Origin of the sequence: Sanguibacter massiliensis (assembly GCF_900240335.1) — a bacterium.
Lineage (GTDB): Bacteria > Actinomycetota > Actinomycetes > Actinomycetales > Cellulomonadaceae > Flavimobilis > Flavimobilis massiliensis.
The window spans coordinates 1-3,567 of record NZ_LT964986.1; the positions used below are offsets into that span (position 1 = coordinate 1).

Annotated in this window: 4 protein-coding genes; 1 reads left to right on the forward strand and 3 read right to left on the reverse strand. The window is 69.9% G+C overall.

Annotated elements, in window-relative coordinates:
- Nucleotides 1-304: 304 nt before the first annotated feature.
- Entirely contained in the window at nucleotides 305-1,096 is a 792-nt protein-coding gene (locus tag C1729_RS14035; protein WP_102510768.1) for a DedA family protein, read from the forward strand.
- 147 nt (nucleotides 1,097-1,243) lie between these two features.
- Here C1729_RS14035 and C1729_RS14040 read toward each other — a convergent pair whose 3' ends face one another.
- The 3 genes from C1729_RS14040 to C1729_RS14050 form a co-directional block, all read right to left on the reverse strand.
- A complete protein-coding gene (locus C1729_RS14040; protein WP_102510769.1) occupies nucleotides 1,244-1,447 on the reverse strand; it encodes a cold-shock protein in 204 nt (67 codons plus the stop codon).
- A gap of 238 nt (nucleotides 1,448-1,685) precedes the next feature.
- The gene (locus C1729_RS14045) at nucleotides 1,686-2,270 is read right to left on the reverse strand and encodes a CDP-alcohol phosphatidyltransferase family protein (protein ID WP_102510770.1); all 585 of its coding nucleotides are present in this window, start codon (nucleotides 2,268-2,270) and stop codon (nucleotides 1,686-1,688) included.
- A gap of 42 nt (nucleotides 2,271-2,312) precedes the next feature.
- Complete coding sequence (locus C1729_RS14050; protein WP_165375531.1) at nucleotides 2,313-3,449, reverse strand: YihY/virulence factor BrkB family protein; 1,137 nt, start codon at nucleotides 3,447-3,449, stop codon at nucleotides 2,313-2,315.
- Nucleotides 3,450-3,567: the final 118 nt, after the last annotated feature.

A 3,567-nucleotide genomic window follows, 5' to 3' on the forward strand; every position in this document is an offset into this window, starting at 1 on the left:
ACTCGTAGGTCCGGAACACCGTTCGATGGTGCTGACGACCTACAAGTCACACCCACACCCCGACTCGTAGGCCCGAAGCACCATTCGATGGTGCTTGAGACCTACAAGTCACACCCACACCCCGACTCGTAGGCCCGGAACACCATTCGATGGTGCTTGAGACCTACGAGTCCCGGCGACGGGGCCTGACCGGCATTCGGCACGACACCTCCCCAGGAACACGGCGCCCCGACGCCCCAGGACCGGTAGCGTTCGGAGAGCTGGCCGCCGCCGGCCGCGCCGCCACCCCGACAAGCCCGGAGCCATGAACCTCACACGCATCGCCCAGTTCGCGACCGACGTCCACCCCGCAGCCGAGTACGACGGCTTCATCGGGTGGGTGCTCAGCCTCATGGAGACACTAGGTGAGGTCGGCGTCGGTATCGCCGTGCTCGTCGAGACGTTCGTGCCGCCGATCCCATCCGAGGCCGTCCTGCCCGGCGCCGGCTTCCTCGCGTACGAGAGCCGCATGAACGTGTGGCTCGCATGGGCCCTCGCGACGCTCGGCGCGATCATCGGCGCGTGGGCCTGGTACGGCATCGGCTACGCGTTCGGTCGCCACCGCACGCGCGCGATCGTCGGCGCCGTCCCCCTCATGGAGCACGAGGACTTCGACCGCGCCGAGGCGTTCTTCGCCCGGTGGGGCGGCACGGCGGTGTTCGTCGGACGGTGCGTGCCGCTCGTGCGGTCGTTCATCTCGATCCCGGCCGGGATCGAGCGCATGAACCTCGGCAAGTTCACCTGGTACACGTTCGCCGGCTCCGGCCTGTGGAACGCCATCTGGATCGGCGCCGGCTACATCGCTGGCCCCGCCATCAAGCCCGTGCTCGAGAAGTGGAGCGGCGTCCTCTCGAACCTCGTGCTCGTCGCGATCGCGGTGCTCGTCCTGTGGTTCGTCGCTGCCCGCCTGCTGCGGCTCCGACGGGTCCGCGCCGCGAACCGCGCCGCGCAGGACGCCATCGAGGACGCCGTCGAGACCGTCGTCGAGACCGTCACCGACCGCGAGATCGGCCCGGACACCCCCGTGCGGCGGACGTCGGACGACCAGCCGAACTGACTGCGTCAGGGCACCTCCAACAGGTGCCCTGACGCAACCTTCCCGGACGCACCCGGCCCCCGAGGCACCGACGCCCCCCGGGCATGCGCAACGCCCCGCCCCCCGTGAGGGGAGCGGGGCGTTCGAAGATCTACGCGCTGTGCGAGATCAGAGGGGGCGGATGTTCTCCGCCTGCGGGCCCTTCGGGCCCTGCGTGACGTCGAACTCGACGCGCTGGTTCTCCTCGAGCGAGCGGTAGCCGCTCGACTGGATGGCCGAGTAGTGCGCGAACACGTCGGCGCTACCGTCCTCGGGGGCGATGAAGCCGTAGCCCTTCTCCGAGTTGAACCACTTCACGGTTCCAACAGACATTCCGTACTCCTTCAGAGTGCTCGGACGACCCTCGTCTTTCGAGGGCCGCTCCGTCGCGGTGTTCTTCGTCCACTCCTGAAGCCGGAACGCGATGATTCCATCGCAGCGAGACGAGCAAAGCACAGCAACTACCCCCCGATCATAGGGGGGTGTGCGCCCAAGAAGCGAGCCGGAGCCAGAACGTCTTCATAACGATGCGGAAACGACACGTAACCCACCCATCGCAGATTTCTGCGGATCACGCCTGCGCGTCGGGACCTTCGGACCCCACGGGCACCCTGCCGGACCCGTAGACGAGCTGCCAGGCACGCACCGCGTACGTCGTCGCAGCAAGCGCATGCCCGACGCACCCGGCGACCGTGAGCCCGAACGCGACGTGCCACAGCACGCCGTCTGTGCCCGAGGCGAGGAGCAGCAGCGGGAGCCCTGTCATGAGCGCCGCGGTGCGAGCCTTGCCGAGTAGCGACACCTCGAGGTCCGGAAGCGGCCAGCGCCTCGTGGCCATGAGGAACAGCGCGCCGCAGATGAGCACGGTGTCCGGCACGACGACGAGCCCGAGCATCCACCACCTCAGCTCACCTAGCAGCGTGAGCGTGATGACGACCGCGAGCATGCCGAGCCTGTCGGCAAGCGGGTCGAGCGTCTTGCCGAGGTCGCTCGTCATGTTGAAGCGCCGCGCGATGAACCCGTCGGCCCAGTCGGTCACGCCGAGGACCATGAGCGCGACGATCGCGGCGCCCGTGCGCCCCGACGCGGCAAGGACGACGAACAGGGGCGTGAGGACGATGAGACGGGTGAGGGTGATGATGTTGGGGATCGTCACCGGCCGTCCTTCCTGTCGTCGCGCGTGGGCTCGGGGGTCAGCCTAACGGCCCGGAGAGCCCTCGTCGGGCGGCGTTCCACGGTCTGCGTGGACGTCCTTGCCGGGGGCCGCATCGTCCGCCGCCGCATCGTCCGACCCGCAGCGGGCCGTCGGGCCGTCAAGGCCGGGGGTGCCCGCCGTGACCTGCAGGGTCAGCGCCTCCTTCTGGATCTCCTCGTCACGCTCGACAGCACGCGCCTCCTGGCGCGCACGCTTGTCGATCTGCGCGGTCGAGCGCATCGGCAGGAGGGCGCGGTCCGTCGCCGGCAGCCCCTCGCGCAGCTGTCGACCCCGGAGCAGCTCGTGGTCGAGCGCCGCGCCGAGGACGAGGATCATCGAGCAGATCCACAGCCACACGAGCACGACGACGACGCTCGCGAGCGCCCCGTACGTGCGGTCGTAGCTCGCGAAGTTCGCGACGTACACGCCGAAGCCCCAGCTCGCGACAAGGATGACACCGACAGCGACCGCCGCCCCCGGCGTCAGCACGCGGTAGCGGCCCGTGCGGACGTTCGGCGTCCAGTGGTAGAGCAGCGAGACGAGCAGCACGATCGCGACGAGCACGAGCGGCCACCGCGCCCACGCGAACACGGTGACGAACGTGTCGCTCAGGCCGATCGGACCGCCGAGCGTCCGTGCGAGGTCCGCCGAGACGACGAGCAGCACCGCGACGACAGCCGCGACGAGCACCAGCACGATCGTGAGCACCGCCATGAGCGGGCGCAGCACCCACATCGGGCGCCCCTCCTCGACGCCGTGGACGGTGTTCATCGCCCGCGAGAATGCGGTGACGAACGCGGAGGCGGACCAAAGTGCACCGAGCAGACCGACGACGAACGCCACACCCGCGCTGCTGTTCTCAGCGAGCCCGTCGAGGATGCCGCCGACGGTCTCGACGACCTCCGGCGACGCGACCTCGCGCAGCACCGTCTTGATCTCGTCGACGACGCTCTGCGGGTTCTCAAGCAGCCCGACGATCGATAGGAGGGCCGCCGCCGCGGGCGCGATCGCGAGGACGGCGTAGAAGGTGAGCGCGGCCGCGACGTCGGTCCCGCGGTCCGCGAGGAACGCGCGGACGGTCGTCATGGCGACGGTCACGGGGGAACGTCGGGGGGCGCGGGGCACGTCATCGGTCGTCATCCTCCGATGGTGCCGCGCGCGGCGGGGCCGCGCCATCGGACGCAGCCGCGCCCCGCTTCGCGGTCCGCGGCTCCGCGACTCTGGGGCTCTGGGGCTCCGGGGCTCCGGGGCTCTGGGG